Genomic DNA, 25,970 nt, shown 5'->3' on the forward strand with positions numbered 1-25,970 from the left:
CCATTATAAAAAAAGCGCCTAAAGGCGCTTTTTTTTGTTTTTATAAGCAGTGACAAATACTGCTGACTCTTTTAAAAGCGGTTACTAATCCACGCACTCTCGTAAGGTGCTAATGTAATATCCAAATGCTGTGAATGCAGTGGGGTCTGTGAAAGCAAGTCAAGCCACTCATCGGTACCAATTAAATTGATGTCAGATAAACGAATAACTTGAGATTCTTTAGAGATGTTTGAGATACAAAATATACTTTGTTTACGGTCGAGGCTTTGACGCCAATAGCCGAATACCTGTGGTCCAAGTTGCAAGGTGAATTGCGTTGCGTTTGGATGAAATGCGGCTTGTGTATTGCGGATTGCAATGAGTTGAGTCATCTGAGTCAAGACTTGATGATGCAATGAATTCGCATTATCAAGCTCTTGGACGAGACTCTCATATTGCCATCTATGTCGATTTATGGAGCGATTTTGGCCAGTATTGATAACCTTTTCATAATCGTTCGTCGTTCCCAATAATGAATGAATATACACCCCAGGAATACCTTCAAGACCTAACATGATGGTATGAGCGCATAAAAATCGTTCAAGTTGAAATTCATCAGGACCATTCATATCACCTTGTAAAGCATCTATTAGGGCGATGTTTATTTCATAAGGCTTTTGAATACCTTCAGTCCCTGTTCGCCATGATATTTTGCCACCGAATTTCTGCATGCAATCTACCAAACTGGCTATTTCATCATCACTGAGTAAGCCTTCTGCAGGACGCAAACCTATACCATCATGTGAGGCTATAAAATTGAAATAAAAGGTACCGTTTTGCGCAGGTGGCATACTCATCAGCCAGTTTTTTAAGTAACTGCAGTCACCACTAACTAAAGTGTTAAGTAATAAAGGCGGTAAGGAAAAATTATATATACCGTGAGCTTCGTTAGCATTACCTAAATAGGTTAAGTTTTCTTTATTGGGAATGTTTGTTTCGGTAATAAGTAATGTGTTTGGTGATGCATGCTCAATAAGTGTGCGCATTAACCTGACAACTTCATGAGTTTGCGGAAGATTAATACAATTAGTCGCATACTCCTTCCATAAAAACGCAATCGCATCCAATCGAAAAATGCGGGTTCCTTTGTCTAAATACAAACGAATAATATCTATAAATGCGAGTAAAACCTCGGGATTACGAAAATCAAAATCAACTTGGTCGTGACTAAAGGTGCACCAAACATGTTGTGTACCAGTAATGGTTTCAGTTGGTCGCAATAAGTCACTTGTGCGAGGGCGGGTAACTAGTGACGTGTCAACAGTCGGGTCAATCACAAAGAAAAAATCTTTGCCCGGCGATTGTTGCTTAATGAAATTCTCAAACCATACACTACGCGCACTACAGTGATTTACAACTAAATCAACCATAAGTCCAAAATCTTCCGAAATATTGAATACATCATCCCAATTTCCTAATGATTGATTTACCGTTGAGTAGTCAATAACAGAAAAACCATCATCAGAACTGTAAGGGAAAAAAGGGAGTATATGAACATGATTAATGGCACTAGAACAATATTTAGATAAAAAATGGTGCAGTGTTTGTAAAGGTGGTTTTTTCATACCTTCGGCTAGTTCAGCACTGGGCTCTATTATCGAATCACCATAGGTAATAAGCACAATATCTTTTTCCGACCACAAATTTGTATGTACTAGCGGTGTATGTATATCTTCCTCATGTGCAATTCGCATACTATTTAGTAAGCTTTTCGTGACGTCGTCGATATCTCCAACGAGAGGAATATCTTGATAAATAATATCTAGATGATGGCGTACTTTTTCTGTAACTGCGCTCAACTTGTCCATTTTTTTGCTACCTCGAAAACTCGTTGAAATCTTCTTCAACTGCAGATTTTAAACACTCAAGCACATCAGGTTTTGCGCTAACAACACGGTTCCAACTGGGAATAAAAGGAGTGTCCATAGGATTTTCAAGGAAAGATATTCCTGCTTTCATAATATTCTGAGCAAATAGTTCGACTGCTTTTTCTTCAGAGTGAATATCAAGTTTTAAACCATTCATAATCGCATCATTGTGATAGGTTTCTACAAAATCCAAGGCAATTCTAAAATAGGTTGCTTTAATCGTGCGAAAAGTCTCATTACTAAAAATGGTTCCCTGTGTAGCGAGTTTTCTAAATAATGCTTTGGTGATGTCTATCGACATTTTAGACAAACCACCTTGGTCATTATTCAAAGATAGATCTTGATGTTTGTGGTCATAGGTATGCGCTATATCAGATTGACATAAACGATTGTGAGAATAGTTCCTATGCATTTCAGACAACACACCAATCTCCAAGCCCCAATCACTGGGTATCCTTATGTCATTTAGTACGTCACGTCTGAATGAAAACTCACCCGCTAAGGGATAACGAAAACTGTCCATAAACTCTAAGTACTCATTGGCTCCAAGAGTATGCTTTAGCGCTCTTAGCAGCGGAGTTACAAGTAACCTAGATACGCGACCATTAATTTTGCCATCAGCGACACGAGCGTAAAAACCTTTACAGAATTCATAATTAAATTGTGGATTAGCTACCGGGTAGATAAGTCTGGCTAAAAGAGAGCGGTCGTATGTCAGAATGTCACAATCGTGCAAGGCAACGCTTTCTACCTTATTTGATGCGAGCACATAACCCATGCAATACCAAACATTGCGGCCTTTACCTAACTCTTTAGGGGCTAAGCCTAAACTTTGTAATTCTTCATCTAGGGCTTTGAGTCGTGGACCATCATTCCATAACACGCGATAGTGTTGTGGCAAACCTGAAAAAATTCAAGCGCATATTTAAACTGAGACTCAGAAGCTCTGTCTAAGCCAACAACAATTTGATCTAAATAGGGGACTTTTTTAATGTGTTCAATTGTTGCAGGAAAGGCCTTACCTTCTAGTTCTGAGAATAAGCTAGGTAAAATCAGTCCCATCGGTCTGTGTTTTGCAAACTCAACGAGTTCTTTTTCTAATGCCTCAACCGGCCTGTTCTCCAAGTTATGAAGCGTAGTTACTATACCATTTTGATAAAAATCAGCCATTTATATTCCTTTGGTTTATGTAGCAGGAATGAGTTGGTCCATAATTTCGCGCCACCCTTGTGGTCCTGTAGCCACACTTGTATAAACTTCTTGCGTACGTTCAAGTTTGGGGGGAGCATGGACAGGCGACGCAATTCTTACTGCTATGTCCGCCACTTCTAGCATATCTATATCGTTTCCACCGTCTCCTAAGGCGATGCTGCATACCTTGGTATCGGGATGTTGCCGTTTATATTCGTTTTGCAGCCATAGTAGCGCTTTACCTTTATTACTATCACCACAAATATGTAAAAAACGACCGCCAATAAGCGGTTTTGCACCAAGTTTTCTGGCGCTATTAATAAACTGTTGCTGTTCTAGTGCAGTTCCAAGCCATAGTAAAGGCTCCCCAAACTGTCGCTGTGAGGCTAACTCTGCGCTTTTTTCATCGAGTCCGGTTACGCTCGCAATGTCTTTTATGGACATATCAGAAAAACTTTTAAATTCGCCTTGGTGAGTCGGCCTTAATTTATTGATGAGTAGCTGCCAATGCTCTCGTTCTTGCGCAAAACACTTAAGCCAATAACCATCTTGGAACACAGTCCCTTTGGGTTGATGGGGCAAAAAATTCTCTGGTATATAAAGGGCTGCACCATTTTCTACAATTAGCGGTGTATCAAGCTCCATTTTACAAAGTAGCTTTTTGACCTCTGCAAAAGTTTTACTTGTGTTTGCCATAATGGGGATATTTTGTGCTTTAAACCTTTCTATGCAAGGTTTTGCCGCATCAAAACTATAGCTATAGTGATCAAGCAGAGTACCATCAAAGTCACTAAAAATAAGTATTTGTTTATTTGTCATTACGTGTACCGACCAGACTGTATTGCGCGTTTAGCATCTAAAGTAAACACAACATCACACTTTGCTGGCATCGTTTTCAGTGAATGTTCGGTTAAACGTTGATAATACTGAATAAACTGATAAATCTCACTATCTGACATTAACGCAACGGGTGGAGTCGATGAGGCGTCTAGTTTGCTGTTCTGCTTGATTCGTTCTGCTAATTTATGCTCTTGTTCACATCGCCAAGCATACACTTGGTCAAATGAAGGCGCCTTTAACATCACCAAATAGTCGATGGCAGAAAACACTCGAGCATAATCAATGGACAATACGTCATTGACATATTGTCGCCAAATACCACTACTGTCCTCAACTTCTTCAAGCTTATTGACCGGTTTGATCAATGCCGAACTAACTTGGCTTTGCAGTCCAACACACCAACCTTCTAGAATGATGACTTTTGGTTTCACTGTCGTTTTTTGCCAATCACCGATACTTTTGACATCATCAATTGACTTGTCAAAACTCGGTATCCTGCATTGTTCGCCTTCAACTAGTTTTTTCAATACGTCTTCAAGGAGCGAAATGTCATGCGTCCCGGGAACGCCTCGCGTCGCAAACAGGGGATGAATATTTGAGGCGAGCGCCTGTCTGGCCTGTTTCGATAAATAAAAGTCATCGATTGAAAAGCCAATGCTTGGCGTATCAAACGCTTTGTTGAGTAAACATAAAAGAAGATTCGTCAATGTGGATTTGCCCGATCCTTGGCATCCATTAATACCGACTATGATTGTTTTATTTGCACTAACTTGGTGCTCTATAATCTTATTGGCTAAAGGGATGAACCAACGTTGTGCAACTTCTTTATATTCAAGTGGCAAATTTTGCTCAAGCAAAAATTCATCGATTATGCTCTGTAGCTCAGCATTTAGTGCTTTATGTGCAGTCACATCTACCTCTTCAAAATAATAATAGTAAGCCCATACTCAAAGTAAACAAGACGATAGGACAGTTACACTATTCGCTTATTCAAATATGATGCCAATAAAGAGTCTGTGGCTTTGTTATTGCCGTTAAACCACTTTATTTCACACTTGCCACTAATACTGCGCGTTTTGGTGCAGGATAACCTTCAATGGTTAAAGACGAATTTTGTGGGTCTAAAAAGTCTACTAAGGAGTGATTTTGCATCCATTGTGTCGCGCGTTGTTCTTCAATGCTTGTAATATCAACATCTACACATTTGATATTAATAAAACCGACTCGTTGCATCCAAATCGTCAAGGCCTCAATTGATGGTAAATACCACACATTCCGCATTTGAGCGTAACGGTCCTTTGGCATTAATACGGTGTTTTCATCGCCATCAACAATGAGCGTCTCAAGCACCAATTGTCCGCCACTGCGCAGTTGGTCTTTTAGCTCTCGTAAAAATTTGATTGGATCATGACGATGATATAAAACGCCCATGGAAAAAACAGTATCAAAATGATTGCTTGGCTTTAGATCTTCAATACCAAGCGGTAAATAGTGGATATTTAGGTCTTTTATATAACGAGCAAAGCAGTGAAATTGGAAGAAGAAAAGGGGAGTAGGGTCTATACCAATCACTTGCGAAGCGCCTTCTTCTTTCATACGAAAAAGGTGGTAACCGCTGCCGCAGCCAACATCTAGTACCGCTTTATTGCTTAGGTCATTTATATGGGGGACAACTCTATCCCACTTCCAATCTGAACGCCATTCCGTATCGATGTCTATGCTGAAAAAAGAAAAGGGTCCTTTGCGCCATGGCATAAAGTTTTTAAGCACAGCCGTTGTTTTAGCAATTTCCCCTTGGCTTAAAGGCTCTTTACAATCTAAGTTAACGCGATTATCAACAGTTAAGTTGGCATCATCTATTCTAGGTAATTGCGTTAACTGATTTTGCCAGCGCTTAAGATCTTTTGCTGGTAGGGTGGACTCCCAATCGTTTAGTTTGGAGGCAAAGTCAGCAAGTAAAGGTTCAAGCCCCGTTTGCAGAATACTTTGAAAGAACGCGCTTTTCCATGACATGGTCTGCATCTTTTTTCCTTCACTATTTAATGGCGACTATCGAGACAAAGTTAAAATGTTGGTACCAAACGCAACTACTTGAAAACCCAGCTTGTTGGAGTCTATTTCTGTGTACATCAATTGAATCTAACTTCATTACATCTTCAAGAGCGCTGCGTTTTTGACTGATTTCTAAGTCTGAATATCCGTTTTCTCGCTTAAATGCATGGTGTAAATCTATTAATAAAGCGTTTAGTTGTTCTTCAGGAACATCTATTTTTTCACTTAAAACAAAAATACCGCCAGGATTTAACTGCTGATAAATTTTACTTATAATGCCTTGTCGTAATGCTGGCTCGATAAATTGAAGCGTAAAATTAATCACGGCCATGTCACAAGCTTTTAAGCTAACATCAACTAAATCACCTTGTTGCAATGTGATGTTGCTTGCGAAACTAAACCCATCAATATGTTGCTGACAACGTTCTAGCATCGCCTGAGAGTTATCGATCCCAATAATTTTTGCATTTTTTGACGCAGCACATTTTGCAATACTTAAGCTAACGTTACCCAACGAGCATCCTAAGTCATATATCAGTGGGTTTTGTCCGCACAATGTATCTGCTATTTTACCAATTCCTTCGATGATATTCTGATAACTAGGGACTGAGCGATTTATCATATCGGGAAAGACGTCAACCACTTGTTGATTAAAGCTGAATTTCCCCACAACATCTAATTCAGTTGCATAAATCGTATCTTGTGAATATGCTTGTTTCGATTTCTTCATATTATAAGTAAACTTAAGTTGTAAAAAAAGTCGCTCTTTGGCGTATACTGATTAACACAGCCTATTTGTTGCCAAGTACCTTACAGACAACATTACGGCAGACAACATTATGGTATCGCAGTTGTTGATGTTTTGTGTAATGTTTTGTGTAAAAATGAAAAATAGATAATAAAATTGCACTGTACTTTACTGACTTGCTAGTTAACAAAGAAAACATGTGTTGCTACAAAAAAAACTAGGAACCAAATAACTATGTTAAAGTTTTTAATTGCAGATGATCATCCGCTGCTTCGCGAAGCACTCATTAGCGCTCTGCAAACTGTCTACAAAGACGTTAAATATATAGAGTCTGACTCTTTTACGACAACGTTAAATCAACTTAGACGCCACCGCAATGTCAGTATTGTTTTGTTAGATTTAGTTATGCCCGGTTGTGATAACTACTACGGACTTTTACGTATCAGACAAAACTATCCCAATTTACCTATCGCCATCGTATCTGCTACCGATGATGCTGAAACTATAGCTGAAGCGATGGAGTTTGGCGCTACCGCGTACATCCCGAAAATACTGCCAAGAGCAGAAATAATAGAGGCCGTTACTAAAGTGCTAGCGGGCGAAAATTGGTTCCCACCCCATATGGCAGATGACATTGCAAAAGTGAGTGGTGATAAAGTAGAAATTGCAGAAAAGGTTCGCAAGCTCACACCGAAACAATTCAAAGTATTGAGACTTGTGAAGCAGGGATTAACGAACAAGGACATAGCACAACAGTTAAACGTCACCGAAGCCACGATTAAAGCGCACGTTAGTATGCTATTTAAAACCTTGGGCGTTAAGTCGCGGACGCAAATATTGGTCGCTATAGAAAAGCTAAGATTGGATTAAACCCTCTACATGGTAAAAACTATACACAATGGGCCGTTAATCGACTTACATCGCCACTTAGATGGCAACATTCGCTTGAAAACAATTATTGACCTAGCTGACAAACATGGCATTGTTTTACCCTCCACCGATGAAACTGAGCTTAAGTCGCATGTGTATATTCAAGATAAAACCTCTGATTTACTCGCGTTCCTCAAAAAAATTGATTTAGGTGTTTCGGTACTTGCTACGCTAGAAGATTGTGAGCGAGTGGCCTATGAAAATGTTGAGGATGCACTTTGTGAAGGCTTGGATCACGTTGAATTGAGGTTCTCACCTTACTACATGTCAAAAGCATATAATTTGCCCTTAGAAGGGGTTGTTGAAGCTGTAGTCACTGGCGTTAAGCGAGCCAACCAAGGCTTAGGTTTTAACGCAAAGCTTATTGGCATATTAAGTCGAACCTTTGGGGTAGAAAAATGCCAACAAGAACTACTCGCAATTTTGTCAGCCAAATCCAATATTGTGGCACTGGATTTAGCCGGTGATGAGGGCAATTTCCCAGCTAAATTATTTTCTCAACACTTTAAAAGTGCTCGCGACAATGGTCTTCAAATTACAGTTCATGCCGGAGAGGCAGCTGGTCCAAATAGCGTATGGGATGCAATCAATTTATTGGGCGCTTCGCGCATTGGCCATGGTGTTGCGGCAATTGAAGATAAATCCTTGCTTGACTATATGGCGAAACACAAAATTGGTATCGAAACCTGCATTCTATCAAATTACCAAACAGGCACATGGACCGATGTAAAAAACCATCCAGTAAAAACCTTTTTGAGAAATGACATAGAGGTTTGCCTAAATACCGATGATCCCGGAGTCTCGAATAATACACTTCAAAGCGAATATGACTTGGGCGCGTCGATATTGCATTTACAAGAAAAAGACATTGCGCGCTTAAAGGCAAACTCACTTTCCCAAGCATTTTTAAGCCCCGCAGAAAAAAACGCTATCAAGCTGAAACTCAATAGCGTTTAGACTCACTGTTCTCATAAACTTATGAGCATATGCTGTTTTAAGCCGCTTTTACCGCTCGTTTACGTTTTGGCTTTGCGACTTTCTTACTAGTTGCTGCAAGTAACTCTTGTGGGTCAAAGTCATCAACGTTTATGGTACGTAATCGACCCGCTTCAGTCTCTATCATCAAGTCTGCTTCTTGTTGGCTAACAATGTTAGCTTTTAGTGCTTGTTCAGCCAATAAGTCAAGCTGTGTCATTGGTAGTTTTTTACCTAAAGAGCTACAAATACTTTCAAAAATTGGCTCAACTTTCACAATATTTTCTAAGGTCTGTTCTAAATCACCTAGTAAACTGCCTTCAGTCCTTTCAATATATTGACCATCACCAAGGCGGTCACGAGCGCTCCCTGGCTTTTGCAAAATATGCGCAATTTCATGTTCATTTTTGTCACTTGGTTTGTCGTTTACTTTACCATACGGTTGCACGACAACGCGTAAAAATGCAGCAACGGGGAGAGAAGGGAAGTTACGAATAAAGTCATCTATCGCAATATCAATTTTACTTAAGCAATCCTGCATTGCCCAATGTAAAAATGGCAAGTCCTCTTTGATACGCCCTTGTTCGTCGTAACGTTTAAGTGTCGCAGACGCTAAGTATAAATAACTTAATACATCGCCAAGGCGGGCAGACAACCGTTCACGGCGTTTCAATGAACCGCCAAGTACGCCCATAGAGACATCGGTGAGTATAGCTAAATTAGAAGAATAGCCTTGCAAGCTTTTGTAGTAGGTCGCTGTTTCGTCTTTAAACGGTACTGAACTAAACCAGTTTCGAGACAACGAAAACCATAATGAACGCACGGTATTACTAACAGCAAAACCGATATGCCCAAACACCGCCTCGTCAAAGGTTTCTAGCTGCTCGGTTGAATCTTCAATTTGAGCTGCATATAACTCTTTCAACACGTAAGGGTGGCACCTCATCGCGCCTTGCCCAAATATCATCATATTTCGGGTAAGTATGTTGGCACCCTCAACAGTAATTGAAATAGGTACACCTTGATAAGCACGCCCTAAATAATTTGTTGGGCCTAAACAAATACCCTTGCCACCATGGACATCCATTGAATCGTTAACGATTTGACGCATTCTTTCGGTCAAATGGTATTTACAAATTGCTGAAATAACAGAAGGCTTTTGTCCCAAATCTACGCCCGCAGTTGAAAAGCTAGTGACCGCATCCATCAAGTAGGCATTGCCGCCAATTCGACCAAGCATTTCTTCAACGCCTTCCATCTGACCGATAGGTAAACGGAACTGGCGCCTAATACGCGAATACGCACCGGTTGCCAAAGCAAGCTGTTTTGCGCCACCTGCAGCAGAAGAGGGCAAGGTTATACAGCGCCCAACCGACAAGCATTCCATTAGCATTCGCCAACCTTTGCCCGCCATTTTCTCTCCACCAATGATATAGCTTAATGGTACAAACATGTTCGTGCCTTTAACTGGCCCATTGTGGAATGGCACATTTAATGGAAAGTGTCTGCGTCCTATCTCTAGTCCTTTCGTGTCTCGGGGAATTAACGCGCAGGTAATACCTAAATCTTTTGTTTCACCAAGTAGGCCGTCTGGATCTTCTAGTTTGAAGGCAAGACCAACGACTGTGGCCACGGGAGCCAAGGTGATATAGCGTTTTGAAAATGTCAGGTTCATACCCAACACTTCTTCGCCTTCAAATTCACCTTTGCAAATTACGCCGGTATCAGGAATAGCGCCAGCATCTGACCCTGCTTCAGGGCTGGTGAGGGCGAAACAAGGTATTTCGTCACCGGCTGCCAAACGTGGTAAATAGTAATCTTGTTGTTCTTTGGTGCCATAGTGTTGCAGAAGCTCACCAGGACCGAGAGAATTTGGAACCCCAACGGTAGACGATAATACTGCGCTAACGCCAGCAAGTTTTTGTAGAACGCGAGATTGGGCATAGGCTGAATACTCTAGCCCGCCATAACGTTTTTCAATGATCATGGCAAAAAATTTATGCTCTTTCAGGAAAGCCCATATTTCGTCCGGTAAATCTGCGTCGACATGGTTAATTTGCCATTCGTTAACCATGGCACAGACTTCATTACAAGGGCCATCTAAAAATGCTTGTTCTTCGCTACTAAGCCTTGGTCTTGAAATACCATGCAATTTTTGCCAATCAGGCTTACCGCTGAACAAATCACCATCCCACCAGACGGTTCCTGCGTCAATGGCTTCTTGCTCAGTACTTGAAAGCTCGGGCGTGACTGATTTGTAAAAGCCTAATAAGCGAGAAGAAAGTAATTCGAGGCGAAAAGGCCTATAGGCTAGCGGTACCGCTAGCAAAGCAAACAGTATCCATCCCAGTAAACCAATGCTACCAAATATGCTACCAATCAGCATAGTTACAGTAAGGATCGCTACTGACTTATGCAAATTGTAGCGCTGGTAAGCGACAATACCAAACACTGCTAAAAAAATTAAAAACCAAATTAAATCGGACATATCTTCTCCTGAGGTCAGACCAGAGGTCTTGAGCTTAGAAAGGTAACTCAATCACCCATAGTAAATCAAGTGCTAGTTGTTAACATAGCGTGATAAATATTAACAAATCTTTACGCTAATTACTTATACGTAGGATCGTTATTATAGTTTCATAGTGTAGATTACTTGGTTTACCTTCACAAAGGCCCCGAGAGAAGCTGCAGATAGCTAGTCTAAATAAGCAAATGTATCTAACTGCATATCGCCTTGTTCTTTTTCATTTTTAAACTGCTGAAGACGTACAAGGTTGTAGTTTAGGCTTGGCGCAAACCATGCGTAAGTCACGCGTGTACTCGATTCGCGGCCAATGAGGACTTTAATCGCGGTAATTTGACCATAAGGCAATGACAAATTATCGGTGTCAACAACCTCGAGGGTATATTGTCGTTTTTCGCCGCGATAGTTAATGAAATCGTATTGCAAACGTTTTATACCTTGAGCTAACTTTTTGGGGAAATCGACTCTAAACAGCTGATTATCAAACTCACCGTGCCATTCAAGTTCATCTTTATCCATAATAATTTTTTGTTTGGATTCATCAAATGTGATCGACAATGCCTTGTTTGGGCCGGTTCCAGTGCGCTTATAGTCGTAATTTAACGGTACTAAGTTACCTTCCTTGTTTATAAAGCGTGTTTTTTCATAACGCTTGTCAGACAAGAAAAATTTAGACACTTTGGACTCATAAGTCAGCTCATATTGGTTGTTGGATAATGGTTTTAATTCAAGAAGGGCACTTCCAACGTCTTTACCAGAACGAAAAGCAACGTAATTCGCACTGAAAGGTTTTAGTGCTTTGATGTCGTTGTTGTTGAGTGATGTGCTAACTGAGGTGGTGCTGGCAACTTGAAGTGATGTGAGGTTTTGGGGATTGGCTGCCCAAGATAAGCGACTCATCGCTAACATGAATAGAATAGCAACTGCGCTAATTTTGTTCCTCGTCATTTTGAAAACCCTTATTATTTATTTTTATTGTACATCCTGCTGATTTAGCATCTCGCAGTAAGGTAAAATCTAGTGCTCCATTAAACAATACTTGGTCTTGCTGAATACGTAAAGCTTCTTGACAAAACCACTTAACAGCAAGTGGATAAATCAACCACTCAGTTGCCGCTAACTTCGTTTGCAGACTAGCAGGTGTATCTTCATTTTTAATATCAATTACTGACTGTAAGACTACAGGACCGCCATCTAGTTCAGCGGTAACAAAGTGTACTGACGCTCCATGCTCTTTGTCTTTGTTTTCTATCGCTTTTTTATGGGTATTTAAGCCTGGATATTTTGGTAACAAGGAGGGGTGGATATTGAGGATCTTGCCGGCAAACTGCTCAACAAATTGTGCGCTCAGTATCCGCATAAAGCCGGCAAGAACAACTAAGTCAGGAGAGAAGGCCCTAATTTTTCTGGCAAGCTCCCCATCAAAGGTTTGTCGGTCATTGTAGTTTTTGTGTTCAAGTACCACACTTGGGATGTCAAACTTTCTGGCGCGTTCTAATGCATATACATCAGCGACGTTGGAAATTACGCCAACGACTTCGCCATTAATGTGTCCCGCTTTGCATTCGTCAATGATGGCTTGAAGGTTACTTCCTGAGCCCGAAACAAGCACAACAATTCGTTTACTTTCCAACGCTTTATGCATAAAAAAACCAGTAATTATTCTATAACGACAGATTCATCGCCAGTTTTTGTAATTAAATCGCCGATTACCCATGCATTCTCACCCGCCTTTTTCAAAAAGCTTAAGATTTCGTCTGCGTCTTCTTGATTTACCGCGAGTAATAAGCCAACACCGCAGTTAAATGTGCGGTACATCTCGTGGGTAGTCACATTACCTTTTTCTTGTAAAAAGCTAAAGATAGTAGGCCATTGCCATGAACTAGCGTCAATTCTGGCGGTAACACCAGCAGGTAAGACACGAGGAATGTTTTCCCAAAAACCGCCACCTGTAATATGCGAAATTGCATTTACATTATAGTTTTCAAGCAAGGCAAGAGTGTTTTTGACGTATATTCTGGTAGGTTCAAGTAAATGCTCAATTACTGGTTTGCCTTCTAATTCTGCTTGCACATCCACTTTCGCAACGTCAATAATCTTACGAATCAAAGAGTATCCATTCGAATGAGGTCCTGAAGAGCCTAGCGCAATAAGTACGTCGCCTTCTTTCACTTTGCTACCATCAATGACTTCGCCAGCTTCAACCACGCCAACGCAAAATCCAGCAACATCATAGTCGTTGCCATGATACATGCCAGGCATTTCAGCAGTTTCACCACCAATTAATGCGCAGTTTGACAGTTCGCAGCCTTTGCCTATGCCGGTAACCACTGCTGCTGCAGTGTCAACATCTAACTTACCCGTGGCATAGTAATCTAGGAAGAATAAAGGTTCTGCACCTTGCACAATTAGATCATTGACGCACATTGCGACCAAGTCGATACCAATCCCGTCATGTTGATTATTGTCCATGGCTAAGCGTAATTTTGTGCCTACGCCGTCAGTACCAGATACCAACAAGGGTTGCTTATATTTCTGTGGTAGCGAACATAATGCCCCGAAGCCGCCTAAACCACCCTTGACTTCTGGTCTATGGGTTGCTTTAGAAACAGACTTAATCCGTTCTACTAATTCATTTCCAGCGTCTATATCGACACCTGCATCTTTATAACTCAATGAATGGCTTGAATCTGACACGTATATTCCCTACCTTAAAATGGCTAACTAAAACGCGCGATATGTTACCAGTATGGCGCATTAAAGTGTATTGAAAACTTAACTAAAATTTTAATGCAAAACGAAGATAAATGTTCGACAATAGCGTTTTAGCTTTAGTCGTACTCAAAGAGGGTAGTTACCTGAGAAACTTAACCATTAATTGTTCATTGGAAGTGTCGCGCAGCAAAAAGCGGATCACCGCCTTTAGCTTGTTGTTGCTTTGTTTATTGAATATCGCTACTTTTTCGAGTGTCGCGGGCAATATTGAACATATCAACATAGGGCGAATTGCATTAGATGATCAATCTATGAATAGCCAGCAAGAAGCAGGAAAACAAGCTTTAGCGCAAGTTTTCATAAAGTTAAGTGGAAACAAAAATGTTGGACAAGAGCCCGAGATAGCTAAGGCAATTGATAATTATGAACAATTTTTGATCTCAAGCAGTTTTATACAGCAAAACAATGCTTTGCTTTTTGAAGCAAGCTTTAATCAAGCGAAGATAGAAAATCTACTTTTAGCTAGCGGACTAAGTGTTTGGGCTAGTTTGCGACCTTCGGCCATAATATGGTTAGCAATTGAAAACGAAAATCAGGATAAAATTCTGCTTACTCAACATTCAGCAAGCCAAATCATTAACGAAATTGATAGGCAAGCTTTTGCCCGTGGCGTAGAAGTGATTGCGCCAATGGGGGATTTGGAAGACGCAATGAATATCTCGGTTTATGACGTTTGGAACCAATTTATTTCAAAGCTTCAAGATCAAAGTTTGCGTTACGGTTCTGATTATTTAATTAGTGCTACCGTACAAACATACAACGGCGAAGACGCGCTGCTTGACCAACGCAGCAATGCTTCGTTTTTTAACCAAGACTCTGCACTATTAGACGATGAAAAAAACGGTGATGACGATACTCTGTCTGTTGAGCTTGGCGATGACTATGTAAATAATGAACTTGAAAACAATGATTTAACTAATATTACTGGCACCGACAACCCAGAGTTAGAAGATATTGCTTTACAACAAGTACAGGCGCCAAAAGAGAGAGTGCGCTTGGCTAATATTCCCGTACCAGAAGGTACCAGCCACAAACTAGACTATGTGATTACACAGGTGGATTATAACCTATCCAAGAAAGTAAACACCGGAAGAGTTTTTGGTGAAAGTGAAGACGACGTCATCCTCAAGTTAGTTGATATTTATGCTGACATGCTCGCTAAAGAGTATGCTTCAAATGCACGACTAGAAGGGCATGAAGAATCAATTGTTGTTAGTATTAGTGGTATTGATTCTTTAGAAGATTATGTCAATGTGCTGGCCTTAATGCGCTCCATTCCAGCCGTTGATGACGTACGTTTGCTTAAACAGGTCAACGACATTGCAATACTCTCGCTTGAACAGAAAATCTCGATTTCACAATTAAAATCCATACTCTCGCTTGATAGTCGATTGAGTAGCGAGTCACCAACCATCGATAGTGCTATATCGTTTAGGTGGCAGGGCGAATAAATGCAGTTAGTATTGCCAGTTTCCTTTCGAAAACAAGATAGTTTAGAAACCTTTGTTGAGGGAGAAAATGCTCAACTTATCAGCCATATTCAAGATGTATTAAATGACAAAGTCAGCTATCCAAGCACCTCACAACGTATTAGTGTAGTCAATGGTAGTCAGGGTTCAGGCAAATCACATCTATTATTGGCGACCTGCGAACATGCGGCCACTTTGGGCTTATCCCAACAATATTTGGATTTAGCGCAAATTATTAACATGCCACCTGAAATGTTACTTGGCTTAGTAAACAAAGACGTCGTTTGTATTGATAACCTTCAAGTCGTTAGTCAACAGGCAAAATGGCAAACCGCTGTTTTTGATCTAATCAATCAATTTATAGAGTTAGACGCCGTTTTGCTGTTGATTGCAACAAACAAAAGCATAGATGAGATAGAATATACTTTACCTGATTTACGCACGCGCCTGTCATGGGGAACGAATTTCACATTACAGATGCTCAGTGATGATGATAAACAACGGGCCTTAGAAAACCATTTAAAGGTATTGGGGATAAGCTATACTCATGATGCGGTTAGTTTTTTGCTAAATAGAATATCGCGTGACATGCATGACCTAAATGCAGCCATCTCGGCTTTGGATAAAGCAAGCCTAGCAAATAAACGTAAGATCACGATTCCGTTTATAAAGGCCACGCTCGCCATTTAAATCATACACATTATTTATATTTGTCGCTTTTGTGCTAATTAGAGCGCTTGGCGTCGTGTATTGCCGTGCTGTCTTTTTCTTCTTGTTCTTTCAGCTGTTTTGCAGTCAAGCTCTCTCTTAGTTTCTTAGCTGGGTTAATCAGTTTAGTAAGTGCAGCATTGCTAAACACATTTTGGTCTACCGGTGATATTTCTAAGTTCTCAAACCAACCCTGATTTGGGGTCATTAGAATAGGGCTCGGCAAATCGCGTAAGGCTGTGCGAATATTCCCTAATTCAGGATATACGCGACTAACCGCATATACGGTTCTGTCTTCTAAACTATCTTCACTTATTCTATTGCGTTGACCCCATACAACAAGTGCCTCATCGTCGGCTGTGCGCCCATCGATAATGGCAACATCTGCTTCAGCGTCTAAGCGATATAACATTAAGAAACGCTCAACGAGTGTTGCAAAATCTTCACGTTCATTTAAATAAGAGTAAAACGAAGCTGCTATATCAGGCTCGAAAAAGCCCTCTATATCAGTCCCCCGGTAAGCTCGTTGACTTGCGGTGGCCGTCTCATTATTAAATCTAACCTGGGCAAGCGCGTGCATTTCATCGGAGCGCAAGGGAAAATTATTTTTCAAGGTGACCGAACTAATCCTTGTGTAATTATCTTCAAAGAAGCGCAGCGGAGTAGTCGACCTCGCTATAAATGCCCATGCGTCAGGTGGGAAAAAATCATTTGCATGGCCAAGCTCATGATACATCAAATAAGAAATGCTAGCTTCTAGATCAGCAAAGTCACGGTTAACTCTGTTTTGTTTTTCAATTCTTGCTTTCGGATAATACTCATTATCTTTGGTATAGCGCCAATAAACGCTAAACTGAAGGTCACTACCAAAGTCTGAGCGGTAATCGGGTTGATCGTTTAAAGTATCCCTTTCGGCGGGCGACTGCCAAAAGTTGTTGGCATCCAAATAAATAGCGCCTGTTTTAACCCAGTAAAAGGAGGGCCTGACGTCGTAAGAAATAACGACGGCAGTTACTCCTCGCAATAAATTTAGAATATCAGGCCCGGCCGCTGAGTTCTGTAAATAGTCAGCGAAACGGTCTCCCATCCATTGATGAGATACTAAGGTTCGGTTTAACACATCTTCTACACTTGGCGTCACCGTACTCATGCCAAGCAAAGGTAATTCTTGAAACGTACATGTTGGTCTATTAGGGATATTGTTACCATATACGCAGCGTTCTAGCGCCGATTTAAACGGGCTATTAGAACGGTATGCATGCATATCTTCAGTTATTATTGTACTGTCAGTATAGAATAATCCACTTGTATCAAAGCTAACATTTTTTACGGTCACTAAGACCTCGTCAGACTCGCTCGTACCGTCGGTATACTTCACCTCAGCACGGTATAAAAGCACAGAATCTGCTACTACTGATGGGGCGTTAAAAAATAAATACGCATCTTGTTCTTCAACGTCTTGTGCCTGCGGGCCAGCAAGTTGTGTCCATGTTACACTCTCTATGCTTTGGTTTTCAGGTATCCCCACGTGCAGCGACACTTTAGAAAGTTCAGTAGCCGTGTGGTCAAGTCGCACTGAGGCTCGCGCTGACCCAGTGTCTGCAGAAAAATCCACGCTGTAAGTGTTCGCTTGAGATTCTCCCTGCATTTGTACGCTGACGCTTAGCGTATAGTTACCGCTTTGAGGAACATCAAACCCCACCGTTTGGCTATTTGCGGCGAGTATGGTGAGCGCAGGCCCACTTGTTTGTTCCCATCTAATTGACGCAATTTGCGCCTGTGCTTTAGGAATAACAGCGAAACCTGCGGCGCTTCCCGCTTGCACTTCTGAAGCACCATAAATCTCAACATTTGTGAAGTCGAATAAAGGGTCTAGGTCACCCGTTGATGGCGCTGGGGTAGTTGGCGGTAAGTTAGGACGCGATGAATCTGAACTGCCAGAACCTCCGCAAGCGCTCAATGTTATAGCAATAGCAAATGTAGCAAGTAGTTTACTTTTCATTGTCAGCAGCTCTCTCAAATGATGCTTTCTCGTGCTCCATCACTTTACTCAATTTAGGTAAGCCCGTTCCTAATTCCTGTCCTCGAAGTCTCGCAAACATTGCACACCCGACAAACATTAAAATGACAAAAATCATTTCAATGCTGGCGTACAACCAATATTCTGGTTCCACATACATCGTGGTGACACTGTGCATAAAATACCATAAAACAATGAAGCACGACCATGCATGAGTGTATGGTTTAGCCTTAATGATGCCGTGAAGCGGCAATAACAAAGGTAACAAAAAGATGAGAAATACAAAGGCTAAAGAATAATCCCGCGCGGTAGGAAGCGCTAAATACCAAATACACATCCACAAAAGTAAGCCTAGATGACCGCATAATGCTAGGTACCTGAAGGTGCGAACTTTAGGCGACATTGACCACGGGTTCATATCTACAGATTCATTGGAATGATTATTTTGCATTTCTTTTCCCATTTTTACGCGATAACACTATTATTCTACGCCTCGGATAATTTTTCAGCATGTCGAGCTAAACGTTCACCCATTTTAAGGCTTAAGACAATTTCATCTGAACTGAGTTCATCAGCTCCACTAATTTGTACACTAGACACGCCATAAGGACTACATCCGCTAGTTGTTGTATGTAATTCAGGTTCAGAATATGGCAAGCCAAGTATACACATACCATGGTGAAACAAAGGAAGCATCATCGATAAGAGAGTTGTTTCTTGCCCTCCATGCATACTCGCACTTGACGTAAATACGCAGGCAGGTTTATCGACAAGAGCACCTTTAAGCCAAACATCGCTTAAAGAATCAATGAAAAATTTCAGTTCAGAAGCCATGTTACCAAAATGCGTCGGGCTACCTAATGCCAATCCATCGCAGTCAATTAGATCTTGTTTGCTAACGTAAAGATCTCCTTGTTCAGGGATATCACGTGTTGATGTATTTGATGTTGTCAGGCAAATTTTTGGCACAGTGCGCAAAATGGCTTGTGCGCCTGCTTTTTCGATACCTGCGGCAATTTTGTTAGCTAGGTGTTTAGTTCGGCCATGTTTTGAGTAATAAAGTACTAGTATTTTAGTCATTAACTAATGCTTCTATATTCGCTAGTGGCCGACCTATTGCCGCCAATTCATTTTTTAATAGAATAGGGCGCTCTAATAACTTGGGGTATTCTGCAATTGCTTTTAGTATTTGTTCGTCGCTTGCATTTTTACTCAGACCTGCTGCAGCAAACTCGGCTTCTTTGGGTCTTATCATTTCGATTGCGCTGGTGATTGCATTATTCTCTTTTAACGCTTGATAAAGCGTTTTTATTTCATCAAGCTTAGGTGCTGTTTTCAAGTATTCAATAATGTCGAGGTCAATATTTTGTTCGACCAAATATGCCAACGCTTGGCGACTTTTGGAACATCTAGGGTTGTGATACAAAATGGGATTAGGCATTATTGTGATTCCTTATTTACTATAACGATATAAAAATAAATGGCGATTAAATCTAAAAAGATAACTTTGTTCATGCTTTGCTTTGTGGCGCTTGTTGCCTTTTGTGCAGGCTTATTTACCTACCAGTCATTCACTTACGATTTTAAAACGTTAAGCCAAGTAAAATACAAGCACTCGGACTTAAAGGGATCTGTTGTTATCGTCAATTATTTTGCAGAATGGTGCGCACCATGCTTACGAGAAATACCTGAACTCAATGAATTTTACCACCAAGCACCAGACAAGGTGAAACTATTTGCTGTTAGCTTTGATTCGCTTAGCCATGAAAAACTCGCCGAATTAAAATTAAAATACAATATAGAATTTCCACTTATTTCTGAGTTAGTAAACGATTTTTCTTTTGAAAAACCGCAATATTTACCTGCCACTTTTATCATTAAACCTTCAGGGGAACTCGCGGGCCAGTTGCTTGGTGAACAAAGTGCTAAAAGCTTACACGAAGTCATAGCCCATTATTAAATTTGCTCAATTGGCTTAAATACTTAAACTCATCATCGACGCTTGTGCCGCTCTAAATTGAGCAATACGACCTTTAATTCTTTGTTTCTCAAGCGTATCAGCTCCTACTTTGTTATACGCAAATTGCAGCTCATCGATTGCTAATGGATAAGCAGAAATTAAGGCATATATTTCTGCCTGCACCATGTGTGCTTCTTTTTTCATTTGGTTTTGATTGTAAGCATCATAGAGCAATTGATAGGCGATAAAATTCTCTTTATTTACTAACAGCAAATCTCGTAACATCTCGATAGCAGGCTCATAATTTTGGGCGCTAATGTAGGCATTCGCAAGATTGAGTGTTAACACCGAATTCTGCGGCTTATTTATCCAAAGCGGGTTGAGCAAAGACACCGCCTTTCGCGGATTGCCCTGTTTAATATGGATATCGGTCATCAAATCTAGGTAAAAAAGGTTTTCTGCATCAGCCGCGAGGAGTTTGTCTAGAACGGCCTTAGCATCAGCGTATTGTTCTTTTTCAAACAAACTAATGGCTAAGCCATAATGTGCTGCCGTCTTTTCAACCTTGTTACCGCTATCTAATTGGCTAGAAAATAAGGCTACGTTGCGTTCAGGCGAGCCCATATAACGTCCTTGAATTCGTGCCTTGGCCAAATGAAAATCGAGGCTTGGGGCTAATTTTTTACTTCCATAACTACGCGCACGCGTAGTTGTTTGGGAAACACGGTCTGCGGGAAGCGGGTGAGTCTGTAAGAAAGCGAGTTGGCTAGAACGACCTCTCGATTGTGCCAGTAGCTTATCAAAAAAATCAGGTGCACCTTGAGGGTCAAAACCAGCACGATATAAAATATTGATACCAATGTTGTCGGCTTCTTGTTCGTTGTTTCGAGTGAAATTTATTGTCGCTTGTTGCCCAGCAGCGGTTCCAGCTTGCATCGCGGCTATACCCGCTTCCGGATCGGCAATAGCGAGTAATAAGCCACCAATAAGGCTTGCAATTTGCAAAGGCGAATTACGCTTTTGCATCTGCGCTCGCCTAGCCAAGTGGCGCTGCGTAACGTGGGCTATTTCGTGGGCTAAAACAGACGCTAATTCGCTTTCAGTATCCGAGGCTGCCAACAGGCCCGAATGGATCCCAATATGACCGCCGTAAAATGCAAACGCATTTAAAACGGGATTGTTTATCATGAAAAACGTAAAAGGAAATTTGGTATTGTCAGCGTTGATCACCAAACGGTTGCCAATGCTTTGAATGTACTCTTGTAAAACGGGATCCTGCACAATGGGTGCTTGCCCGCGTAACTGACGCATAATAATGTCGCCAATCAGCTTTTCTTTGTCCAAGGTCAACGCATCTGATGCAACAACACCGATTTCAGGCAATTGGTTGCGGCTATTTTCAATTGATTGCGCAGTTGTCTGCGCTTGAGTAAGGGAAGTTGTAATCCCTAGCAATAACAAAATAAGCAATTTGTTATAAGCGTTTAATTTTTTACACAATAACTTCATCTAAATTAGTTACTTCCATCTTTGACTATATAATTTATACTATGTATAGACCGTTATTGGTCATCTTAGTTTCGTGTTAAGTCAATATAGCGTGAAAAACATTTCATCTCCATATCAAGAAGATAATTAATCGGTACGCATTTAAGGATAAACTCCATGTTAGATGTCTTTGGCAATTGGTATAGGCGCAAGTTTTCTGATCCCAATGCGCTTATGCTTTTGTTCTTTATTATTATTACAGTCGTTGTACTCTATGTTTTTGGTGGCCTAATAATGCCGGTGCTGGTGGCTGTCGTTATTGCTTATTTATTAGATGTACCAGTCACAAAAATGGAAAAAATGGGTACACGAAGATGGCTTGCAACTAGTTTCACCTTAGTTATCTTTTTCGTGCTGAGTTTCATATTGGCGATAAGCCTTATTCCTATAGTAACCAAACAAAGTATCAATCTGGTTAAAGAGATCCCATTGATTTGGGGGTCTGCACAAAACTGGCTGATGAGTCTGCCAGAGAAATATCCTTCACTCATAGAAGTAACCTATATTCAGTCGGCAATGGAGGGTGTAAATGAACGCCTAGTCTCATTTGGCGAACAAATCTTATCTGCTTCCTTCAGTTCTATAGGCAATTTAGCGGCTTTGCTCATTTATATAATTTTGGTTCCGCTAATGGTTTTTTTCATGCTAAATGATAAAAAAGCATTCATGCAGAGCATCTCTTCTATCCTGCCAAAAGAACGCCGACTCATTACCCAAGTAGGCGAAGAAATGAACACGCAAATCGCCAACTATATTCGTGGTAAGGTCATTGAGATTGTTATTGTAGGGGCGGTGAGTAGTATTGCGTTTAGTATTTTAGATTTACGCTTTGCCGTGTTACTCGGGGTTTTAGTAGGCTTTTCAGTCTTAATTCCTTTTATTGGGGCTGCTGTGATCACCATCCCCGTAGCGATTGTTGGTTTGTTTCAATTTGGTTTCACCTCAACGTTTGGCTATTTAATGATTGTATATTTTATTATTCAAGCATTAGACGGTAATGTATTAGTGCCAATACTGTTTTCAGAAGCGGTGAGTTTGCATCCACTCTACATCATTGTAGCGGTTCTATTGTTTGGCGGTTTATGGGGGTTTTGGGGGGTGTTTTTTGCTATTCCCTTGGCGACGTTAGTCAAAGCACTAATCACCGCTTGGTCAAATCCTGTGGGCGAAGATGACTAACAAGACCAGTTAAAAACCCAGAGCAAACACGATTGGCGCACTAACTCTGGGTTTTGAATTTACAGCTGCGCGAGCACAACTTCGTGATGATCTTTAGTTTTGAACTTGTCAAATACGTGAACAATTTTTCCCGACTCGTCAATTAAGAAACTGAGTCTGTGTATACCATCATACTCTTTGCCCATGCCTTGCTACCCTTGTTAAAAAATTATGACAAAAACCAATTCGGTTTTATAAAAACTATAGCTATAACAACGGGTTGAGTAAATTTATTTTTTTGCTGCACAGTAAATATATCAGTTGTCATAAATTTTTGTCAAATTATCTATAATAGCTGATTTTTCAGATGAGATTCTGTCATAAAAACCTAATTAATGTATCATCGAAAAACATTTCCTTAGATGTAAGTGGCAAATATCATCTAAAGTAAATACTAAACACATAGTTTAGAAAGAGGATTAGGCATCAAATATGAGAATCGGTGTAACAAATAGACGGCAAATTCCGCGTCAACGAACAAAAATAGAACTGCTACGTTACGTTGATCCTGAGAAGGTAAAACGCCTTCTCGGTAACGTTTTTGAATACAGTCTCCTAGCCAAACTGATTGATGTAGATCTTGTTGCACTAAATCAAGAAGCAGTTGTTCGTATGGGAGGGGGCGGTGTAAAGCCCCTGTACCTGCCTGACGAACACAAAAGTACAGTGCTTGGTGTAGTGGATAAGATGGAAAAATACAATCAAAAGCTAATATCGAATCCTCAATTAATGCGGGAGCTCTCTTTTTATCCGGCTCCTTTTGACCTGACTATTAGAAATGGATTTGAGAGAGACATGCCAAAATTTCAAGAAGGTTGGAGCAAGCAAACATCTTTAGAATCAACAATTCAGGTATATAATATCAGTGATTGCAAATGCAGATCTTGCTATAGACCGCCAGAAGAGCATCGAGCAGTGCTTCACCTTTACAAAGCAACTTTTAAGGGACATGTGTGGCGTATATCAGTTCCTATTCAGTACCTAATGAAAGGGTTCCCACTAAAACCTAAGGGCCACATGGGTTACTATCACAGCTTTGTAGTTCAGCATCCAGAATCCTATGTGCGTGAATGGATTAATAAAGCTGGCACACTCGAAGGACTTCCAGAAGAACCACGTTACAGTTATGTTGGTATTACATCCCGAAGTTGGTTGGTGAGAATGAAGGAACATATACACGGCATCGAATCAGGCAAAAATAAAACGTTTTACAACGCTTGGAGACAATTCGCAAAAGATGAGCGTGTAGATTTTATGTCAGAGCTAATAGTGGCTAATCAGTCTTACGTTGACATAATGGCTTGGGAAGAGGCTAGAGTCGATATTGAGATGGAAAAGGGTAGATCTCTCAATATGATTCCGGGTGGCTTCAAAGGTATACGCGAGTTACATAAGCTTGGCTGTCTGAATAAGGGAAGACCGTCGTTAAAAGAGCGAAGAGCATCAATTGAAGCAGCGGAACGTTTGAACCCAATGAAAGGTGTGCCGAATTTGCTTCTTTCAGAAATGTGGAAAGATGACGATTATGCAGCAAAAATAATTTGTGGAGCCGATGACCGTTTGACGGTCGAACAAGTTCGTACAGCTCGAGACCTCAATAGAATGGGTTTGCCAGTTGAAAAGATTGCGGAAAAAATTGGCGCTCTTAACGTGCTTCAGGTGCAAAGGCTCTTGGATGGACACACATACTCACGTATTCACTAATTTTTTCAAAATTGTGTAATAGCGCTTGAAATCTTGTTCTTCAAATCTCTCTAATTATTGAGTTAAATTTATTAGATTAAAAACTATCTGGTCAGTTCAAATTAGGCGTCCTAGCTTGCTTAACAGTCTCTTATATAACTTTAAGCGGGCATAGAGATTTGGAAGTTTTTAAAAAGTTGTACGTTTATAGTCGCATTCTTTGACAGGCAAGTTTACGGCAATTGCAGACATTCGCCAAATATTATTGAGGGGCTTTGGAAAAGTACTTAACAAGTTAGAGTATTGAGAACCTTTTAACATCAACATAACCCCCTTAGCAGAAAAGCGGACATTCTTCGAAGCACCCTTCTCAATAATTTATATTCAATACCACTAAAAATCACCGGTTAGGCCAGCTAATCCTTATGTTCAAAACGGTTTTGCAGGCTTTTGTTACTATGCCGTCACAGTAACAACAGAAAAAGTGGTAGTAATTATTATTAAAAAGTTGGTAAGGTATTTAAAATAATAAAGTATGGAGAGTCTAGTAAATGACAGTAACCCGTCGTTACTATGAAGTCTTCATAATAGAAGATAAGTGCCTTCTGAAGCATGAGTAACCTTCAAGAATTAATAAAAGATTTTGATTTTATAACTGAGATAGCATATGACTTGTCTCAGCAATTTGATGGTGTTCAAACTGAAGATAGAAAGAAGAAAATATCAACATACTATTTGGCGAAAGTTGTTCCAGAGTGCATGTCACTAGTAAGAGTTCTCCCAGGCTCAAGGTTCACTGATGCAGAAGAGCTATTCGATTTTCCATCTTTTTGCTCAATTTCTAGGAGCCTGATTGAAGCGGCTAACCTGCACTGGTATTACTGCATAGAGAGCATTGACAATGATGTCTCGAACTTTCGATTTTATCTTTACGATTTTCATGATAACAAATCTACAATGCAGATTTCGAAGTTTATTGGTGGCGAAGAGCAAGGCTTCGATTCGCTCCAAGAAAAGTGCGATGAGCTTAAACGTAAAATTAAAGAATGCGCTAAATTTAAATCCCTTTTGCCTGAGGTTCAAAGGCAGATCCTCAAAGGACGAAAGTGCTCGGATATGAATCAAACTGAAATATGCGAAAGTCGTGGTCTGGATGTGAATACGTTTAATGGTATTTACAAAATCCTATCTACTAATACTCACTCCACGCCTTCGGCGATAAGTGCCATAGTTCACTCTAGAATTCATGGCAAAGATTTACATGAGGCATTTGCAGGTCTAGTTCTTTCATATGTTGCTTCATATGTTGCAGATATGGTGAGAACAATTGGTGAAATATGGTGCTTAGAGTTCGCCAAAGATGAGTCTGAAGCAATAATAGGTTTATACTCTGAGGGCTTGAGTGAGAGCACATAACACATA

General features: G+C 40.5%; 22 protein-coding genes and 2 pseudogenes. 8 read left to right on the forward strand and 16 right to left on the reverse strand.

What is annotated here, in order from left to right:
• Nucleotides 1-71: 71 nt before the first annotated feature.
• From AC0L6H_RS15550 to cmoA, 6 genes and pseudogenes are all read right to left on the reverse strand, one after another.
• Entirely contained in the window at nucleotides 72-1,847 is a 1,776-nt protein-coding gene (locus tag AC0L6H_RS15550; RefSeq protein WP_473390030.1) for an alpha-amylase family glycosyl hydrolase, read from the reverse strand.
• Nucleotides 1,848-1,854: 7 nt separating this feature from the next.
• Nucleotides 1,855-3,077, reverse strand: a pseudogene (locus tag AC0L6H_RS15555) (glycosyltransferase family protein).
• A gap of 15 nt (nucleotides 3,078-3,092) precedes the next feature.
• A complete protein-coding gene (locus tag AC0L6H_RS15560; RefSeq protein ID WP_473390031.1) occupies nucleotides 3,093-3,917 on the reverse strand; it encodes an HAD-IIB family hydrolase in 825 nt (274 codons plus the stop codon).
• Nucleotides 3,917-4,849: a kinase gene (locus AC0L6H_RS15565; RefSeq protein ID WP_473390033.1), complete on the reverse strand. Its 933-nt coding sequence runs from the start codon at nucleotides 4,847-4,849 to the stop codon at nucleotides 3,917-3,919. Before AC0L6H_RS15565 ends, AC0L6H_RS15560 begins: the two co-directional genes overlap by 1 nt.
• Before the next feature lie 133 nt (nucleotides 4,850-4,982).
• Nucleotides 4,983-5,951 carry a tRNA 5-methoxyuridine(34)/uridine 5-oxyacetic acid(34) synthase CmoB gene (cmoB, locus tag AC0L6H_RS15570; RefSeq protein ID WP_473394558.1) on the reverse strand — a complete coding sequence of 323 codons (969 nt, stop codon included), beginning with the start codon at nucleotides 5,949-5,951 and terminating at the stop codon, nucleotides 4,983-4,985.
• A 22-nt stretch (nucleotides 5,952-5,973) separates the two neighbouring features.
• Nucleotides 5,974-6,720 carry a carboxy-S-adenosyl-L-methionine synthase CmoA gene (gene cmoA, locus AC0L6H_RS15575; RefSeq protein ID WP_473390034.1) on the reverse strand — a complete coding sequence of 249 codons (747 nt, stop codon included), beginning with the start codon at nucleotides 6,718-6,720 and terminating at the stop codon, nucleotides 5,974-5,976.
• Nucleotides 6,721-6,972: 252 nt separating this feature from the next.
• Between cmoA and AC0L6H_RS15580 the strand changes: the two genes are divergently transcribed.
• Nucleotides 6,973-7,608, forward strand: a complete 636-nt coding sequence (locus AC0L6H_RS15580; protein ID WP_473390035.1) for a response regulator transcription factor — start codon at nucleotides 6,973-6,975, stop codon at nucleotides 7,606-7,608.
• 9 nt (nucleotides 7,609-7,617) lie between these two features.
• Complete coding sequence (gene add / locus AC0L6H_RS15585; protein WP_473390036.1) at nucleotides 7,618-8,625, forward strand: adenosine deaminase; 1,008 nt, start codon at nucleotides 7,618-7,620, stop codon at nucleotides 8,623-8,625.
• A 37-nt stretch (nucleotides 8,626-8,662) separates the two neighbouring features.
• Here the strand turns inward: add and fadE are convergent, their stop codons facing one another.
• The 4 genes from fadE to purM form a co-directional block, all read right to left on the reverse strand.
• Nucleotides 8,663-11,131: an acyl-CoA dehydrogenase FadE gene (gene fadE, locus AC0L6H_RS15590; protein WP_473390038.1), complete on the reverse strand. Its 2,469-nt coding sequence runs from the start codon at nucleotides 11,129-11,131 to the stop codon at nucleotides 8,663-8,665.
• Between the two features lie 207 nt (nucleotides 11,132-11,338).
• Nucleotides 11,339-12,115 carry a DUF3108 domain-containing protein gene (locus AC0L6H_RS15595; RefSeq protein WP_473390039.1) on the reverse strand — a complete coding sequence of 259 codons (777 nt, stop codon included), beginning with the start codon at nucleotides 12,113-12,115 and terminating at the stop codon, nucleotides 11,339-11,341.
• Nucleotides 12,096-12,800: a phosphoribosylglycinamide formyltransferase gene (purN, locus tag AC0L6H_RS15600; protein WP_473394559.1), complete on the reverse strand. Its 705-nt coding sequence runs from the start codon at nucleotides 12,798-12,800 to the stop codon at nucleotides 12,096-12,098. Before purN ends, AC0L6H_RS15595 begins: the two co-directional genes overlap by 20 nt.
• A gap of 26 nt (nucleotides 12,801-12,826) precedes the next feature.
• Complete coding sequence (purM, locus tag AC0L6H_RS15605; RefSeq protein ID WP_473390040.1) at nucleotides 12,827-13,864, reverse strand: phosphoribosylformylglycinamidine cyclo-ligase; 1,038 nt, start codon at nucleotides 13,862-13,864, stop codon at nucleotides 12,827-12,829.
• Between the two features lie 110 nt (nucleotides 13,865-13,974).
• Between purM and AC0L6H_RS15610 the strand changes: the two genes are divergently transcribed.
• Together AC0L6H_RS15610 and hda are read left to right on the forward strand one after the other, a co-directional pair.
• A complete protein-coding gene (locus tag AC0L6H_RS15610; protein WP_473390042.1) occupies nucleotides 13,975-15,393 on the forward strand; it encodes a DUF2066 domain-containing protein in 1,419 nt (472 codons plus the stop codon).
• The gene (gene hda / locus AC0L6H_RS15615) at nucleotides 15,394-16,101 is read left to right on the forward strand and encodes a DnaA regulatory inactivator Hda (RefSeq protein ID WP_473390043.1); all 708 of its coding nucleotides are present in this window, start codon (nucleotides 15,394-15,396) and stop codon (nucleotides 16,099-16,101) included.
• Between the two features lie 34 nt (nucleotides 16,102-16,135).
• Here the strand turns inward: hda and AC0L6H_RS15620 are convergent, their stop codons facing one another.
• From AC0L6H_RS15620 to arsC, 4 genes are read right to left on the reverse strand one after another with little or no spacing between them, the layout of a single operon-like run.
• Nucleotides 16,136-18,121 carry a hypothetical protein gene (locus AC0L6H_RS15620; protein ID WP_473390044.1) on the reverse strand — a complete coding sequence of 662 codons (1,986 nt, stop codon included), beginning with the start codon at nucleotides 18,119-18,121 and terminating at the stop codon, nucleotides 16,136-16,138.
• Entirely contained in the window at nucleotides 18,111-18,590 is a 480-nt protein-coding gene (locus AC0L6H_RS15625; protein WP_473390046.1) for a DUF2069 domain-containing protein, read from the reverse strand. The genes AC0L6H_RS15620 and AC0L6H_RS15625 overlap by 11 nt, the downstream gene beginning before the upstream one ends.
• A 35-nt stretch (nucleotides 18,591-18,625) precedes the next feature.
• Nucleotides 18,626-19,219 carry an NAD(P)H:quinone oxidoreductase gene (wrbA, locus tag AC0L6H_RS15630; protein WP_473390047.1) on the reverse strand — a complete coding sequence of 198 codons (594 nt, stop codon included), beginning with the start codon at nucleotides 19,217-19,219 and terminating at the stop codon, nucleotides 18,626-18,628.
• Complete coding sequence (arsC, locus tag AC0L6H_RS15635; RefSeq protein WP_473390048.1) at nucleotides 19,212-19,580, reverse strand: arsenate reductase (glutaredoxin); 369 nt, start codon at nucleotides 19,578-19,580, stop codon at nucleotides 19,212-19,214. Before arsC ends, wrbA begins: the two co-directional genes overlap by 8 nt.
• Nucleotides 19,581-19,619: 39 nt before the next feature.
• Between arsC and AC0L6H_RS15640 the strand changes: the two genes are divergently transcribed.
• Nucleotides 19,620-20,099 carry a TlpA family protein disulfide reductase gene (locus tag AC0L6H_RS15640; RefSeq protein WP_473390050.1) on the forward strand — a complete coding sequence of 160 codons (480 nt, stop codon included), beginning with the start codon at nucleotides 19,620-19,622 and terminating at the stop codon, nucleotides 20,097-20,099.
• Nucleotides 20,100-20,114: 15 nt separating this feature from the next.
• Here AC0L6H_RS15640 and bepA read toward each other — a convergent pair whose 3' ends face one another.
• A complete protein-coding gene (gene bepA, locus AC0L6H_RS15645; RefSeq protein WP_473390051.1) occupies nucleotides 20,115-21,608 on the reverse strand; it encodes a beta-barrel assembly-enhancing protease in 1,494 nt (497 codons plus the stop codon).
• A 156-nt stretch (nucleotides 21,609-21,764) separates the two neighbouring features.
• Between bepA and AC0L6H_RS15650 the strand changes: the two genes are divergently transcribed.
• Nucleotides 21,765-22,826, forward strand: a complete 1,062-nt coding sequence (locus AC0L6H_RS15650; protein ID WP_473390052.1) for an AI-2E family transporter — start codon at nucleotides 21,765-21,767, stop codon at nucleotides 22,824-22,826.
• Nucleotides 22,827-22,885: 59 nt separating this feature from the next.
• Here the strand turns inward: AC0L6H_RS15650 and AC0L6H_RS15655 are convergent.
• Nucleotides 22,886-23,011: pseudogene (locus AC0L6H_RS15655) on the reverse strand (thioredoxin-dependent thiol peroxidase); the annotation flags it as partial.
• A 286-nt stretch (nucleotides 23,012-23,297) separates the two neighbouring features.
• Between AC0L6H_RS15655 and AC0L6H_RS15660 the strand changes: the two are divergent.
• Nucleotides 23,298-24,569 (forward strand): hypothetical protein, encoded by a 1,272-nt coding sequence (locus AC0L6H_RS15660; RefSeq protein ID WP_473390054.1) that lies wholly within the window; start codon nucleotides 23,298-23,300, stop codon nucleotides 24,567-24,569.
• Nucleotides 24,570-25,160: 591 nt separating this feature from the next.
• Entirely contained in the window at nucleotides 25,161-25,964 is an 804-nt protein-coding gene (locus AC0L6H_RS15665; protein WP_473390055.1) for a DUF5677 domain-containing protein, read from the forward strand.
• Nucleotides 25,965-25,970: the final 6 nt, after the last annotated feature.

The sequence above is a fragment of the Glaciecola sp. G7-5 genome, assembly GCF_055808975.1.

Bases quoted from the DNA above. Each gene is read 5' to 3' on its own strand.
- AC0L6H_RS15550 (WP_473390030.1), bottom strand. From the start codon at position 1,847: ATGGACAAGTTGAGCGCAGTTACAGAAAAAGTACGCCATCATCTAGAT.
- AC0L6H_RS15560 (WP_473390031.1), bottom strand. From the start codon at position 3,917: ATGACAAATAAACAAATACTTATTTTTAGTGACTTTGATGGTACTCTG.
- cmoB (WP_473394558.1), bottom strand. From the start codon at position 5,951: ATGTCATGGAAAAGCGCGTTCTTTCAAAGTATTCTGCAAACGGGGCTT.
- cmoA (WP_473390034.1), bottom strand. From the start codon at position 6,720: ATGAAGAAATCGAAACAAGCATATTCACAAGATACGATTTATGCAACT.
- AC0L6H_RS15580 (WP_473390035.1), top strand. From the start codon at position 6,973: ATGTTAAAGTTTTTAATTGCAGATGATCATCCGCTGCTTCGCGAAGCA.
- add (WP_473390036.1), top strand. From the start codon at position 7,618: ATGGTAAAAACTATACACAATGGGCCGTTAATCGACTTACATCGCCAC.
- fadE (WP_473390038.1), bottom strand. From the start codon at position 11,131: ATGTCCGATTTAATTTGGTTTTTAATTTTTTTAGCAGTGTTTGGTATT.
- AC0L6H_RS15595 (WP_473390039.1), bottom strand. From the start codon at position 12,115: ATGACGAGGAACAAAATTAGCGCAGTTGCTATTCTATTCATGTTAGCG.
- AC0L6H_RS15610 (WP_473390042.1), top strand. From the start codon at position 13,975: ATGTTCGACAATAGCGTTTTAGCTTTAGTCGTACTCAAAGAGGGTAGT.
- hda (WP_473390043.1), top strand. From the start codon at position 15,394: ATGCAGTTAGTATTGCCAGTTTCCTTTCGAAAACAAGATAGTTTAGAA.
- AC0L6H_RS15620 (WP_473390044.1), bottom strand. From the start codon at position 18,121: ATGAAAAGTAAACTACTTGCTACATTTGCTATTGCTATAACATTGAGC.
- AC0L6H_RS15625 (WP_473390046.1), bottom strand. From the start codon at position 18,590: ATGCAAAATAATCATTCCAATGAATCTGTAGATATGAACCCGTGGTCA.
- wrbA (WP_473390047.1), bottom strand. From the start codon at position 19,219: ATGACTAAAATACTAGTACTTTATTACTCAAAACATGGCCGAACTAAA.
- arsC (WP_473390048.1), bottom strand. From the start codon at position 19,580: ATGCCTAATCCCATTTTGTATCACAACCCTAGATGTTCCAAAAGTCGC.
- AC0L6H_RS15640 (WP_473390050.1), top strand. From the start codon at position 19,620: ATGGCGATTAAATCTAAAAAGATAACTTTGTTCATGCTTTGCTTTGTG.
- bepA (WP_473390051.1), bottom strand. From the start codon at position 21,608: ATGAAGTTATTGTGTAAAAAATTAAACGCTTATAACAAATTGCTTATT.
- AC0L6H_RS15650 (WP_473390052.1), top strand. From the start codon at position 21,765: ATGTTAGATGTCTTTGGCAATTGGTATAGGCGCAAGTTTTCTGATCCC.
- AC0L6H_RS15660 (WP_473390054.1), top strand. From the start codon at position 23,298: ATGAGAATCGGTGTAACAAATAGACGGCAAATTCCGCGTCAACGAACA.
- AC0L6H_RS15665 (WP_473390055.1), top strand. From the start codon at position 25,161: ATGAGTAACCTTCAAGAATTAATAAAAGATTTTGATTTTATAACTGAG.